At 70.1% G+C, this 1,942-nt stretch carries 3 protein-coding genes; 1 reads left to right on the top strand and 2 read right to left on the bottom strand.

The window, feature by feature from the left end:
• Together LNK82_RS31395 and LNK82_RS31390 are read right to left on the bottom strand one after the other, a co-directional pair.
• On the bottom strand, positions 1–757 hold a 757-nt coding region (locus LNK82_RS31395), incomplete at its 3' end, for a Crp/Fnr family transcriptional regulator (RefSeq protein WP_230570494.1).
• Positions 750–1,433 carry an RNA polymerase sigma factor gene (locus tag LNK82_RS31390; protein WP_230570493.1) on the bottom strand — a complete coding sequence of 228 codons (684 nt, stop codon included), beginning with the start codon at positions 1,431–1,433 and terminating at the stop codon, positions 750–752. The genes LNK82_RS31390 and LNK82_RS31395, both read right to left, overlap by 8 nt.
• Before the next feature lie 176 nt (positions 1,434–1,609).
• On the opposite strand from LNK82_RS31390, the gene LNK82_RS31385 reads away from it, so the two are divergent.
• Positions 1,610–1,852: a hypothetical protein gene (locus tag LNK82_RS31385; protein WP_230570492.1), complete on the top strand. Its 243-nt coding sequence runs from the start codon at positions 1,610–1,612 to the stop codon at positions 1,850–1,852.
• The last annotated feature ends 90 nt before the right edge of the window (positions 1,853–1,942 follow it).

Genomic DNA, 1,942 nt, shown 5'->3' with positions numbered 1-1,942 from the left:
TCGAGGCGAGTTCCACCTCCGTCAGCGGAATTCCCAACGTCCACCCGTGGGCCTCTTCGCGCCCGTAGGTCTGCACCACTTCGGCCAGCACCCTGGCCACCCGTTCGGCGGCCGGGTGGGACAGGAAGTCGCGCTGCGCCGAGTCCGGCCAGCGCAGCCTGTCCATGACCATCTCGCTGAATGCGGCGCCCGCGTCGTCGCGCCGGTCCAGGAAGCTCATCAGCTCACCGCTGGTGATCAGCTTCGCGACCACGTCACCGCACGTGACGACCGTCGCCGAGCGCGGCCCCCCGACCAGCACCGCCATCTCGCCGACCAGGTCACCCGCCGCCCTGACCGCGAGAAACGCCGTGCGCCCCGTCCCGAAGGTCCGCTGCACCTTGACCATGCCGTCCAGCAGGAGCAGCACGTGCGCCCCCTCCGAGCCCTGCTCGAGGACCTCCTGGTCTGGGCGGTAGCGCACGAGCGAGCCGATGGCCAGCAGTTCCCGTCGGGCCGGCTCCCGCAGCCGGCCGAGGAGGCTCTGCCCAGGCCAGTCGACTTCGAGGCGGTCCGGGGTCGGCGTCGCACCGTGCGGGACCGCACCCGGTGACGGGAGTGCCACCACCGGAGCCTGCCGGTGGACCCGGCTCATGATGTCCTCGACCGCCGCGCGGGGGGCGCGGTCGCGGAGGTCCCGCGCGTCCCGCGCACCGAACGAGGAATCCTCGACGAGGTGCTCAACGGCCGTCGATCGGCCGACATCCCCCTCAGGCATCGCCACCTCCCCTCGCCGTTCGACCGGTGTTGCGCCGATGTCTTTCCAGCGTCCCCTTGATCACGCCGTGCGTCGTGTGCAGCAGCTCCGCGATCTCCCCGACGGCGTAGCCGGCCTCCGACAGGACCAACGCCGACCTGGTGTACTCGCTCGGGATGCCGGCGAGCCCACGCTTGATCTCCAACCCGGTGACCACCACGTCACCCGGGTCGGGTGCGGGAGATGCGACGTTCGCCAGCTCGTCGGCGCCCGATAATCGGAACTCCTCCGCCGCGCGGTGGCTGCGCTCCTTGCTCCACTTCCGGTAGACGTTGGGGAACGCGAACACGCAGGTGGTCGCGAAGTAGGTCTTCAGGCTCGCCCCGCCCGCCGGGTCCCACCCGCCGTCCAGGAGCGCTTTCCGCCTGAAGTCACCGATCGCCTTGACCACGGTGTCGCCGGCCAGGCCGACCAGGTCATCGTGTTCCCAGCGCGGAGGGGCCGCACCGACCGGGCAGCCCTTCTCCCGGCAGAGCGTGAAGATCATCCCCGACCTCAGCCACCCCATCATCGAGGCGAAGCCGTACTCGCCGAGCACCCTGGTGAACCGCTGCCACTCCGGCCCCTCACACCTCTCGGCCACGAGCGCGTCACGGATCTTGACGTCTGTTCGGTGTCGGTCATCGCTGCCTGCCAATCGCGGACCTCCTCGGACGCGGTTCATCCGAACGACGGGTTCTATGTCGGCGTGGACCGCCGACGGCACGAGTCGGCTCCGAACGAGTCGCCCGTCACCCGGACGTGCCGGGTTCCACGTCGCGCCACATACAAGCTCCACGAGTCACCGAGCCACCGACTACTCCGGAGCAGCAAGTGAGCCAGATTTCGCGGCCCCCGCTACTGAGCACCCGCACCGCGCTGGTGCTGCTGCTGGGCCTCGTGTGCGGGACAGGAGCGGGCACGCTGACCTACCTCGCGGGGAACAACGCCGCGACCGCGATCCTGGCCGGGCTGACCGCGAGCGGGGTGTCCGTCGCCTTCTTCCACGCGCACGTGGGCTACGACCCGCCCGGCGGCGAAGACCGGCGCGAGGAGACCGGACCAGGTCCGCGGTGAGGCGACCGAACGACGAAGGGCGACGAGCCATCACGGCTCGTCGCCCTTCGAGGTGTAGCGCGGAAAAACACATTGTCCTCAACCAAACGG

The organism is Saccharothrix luteola, from assembly GCF_020859565.1.
Classification (GTDB): domain Bacteria; phylum Actinomycetota; class Actinomycetes; order Mycobacteriales; family Pseudonocardiaceae; genus Actinosynnema; species Actinosynnema luteola.
Note: the sequence above shows the minus strand (reverse complement) of the source record. Positions and strands in the feature narration are given on the sequence as shown.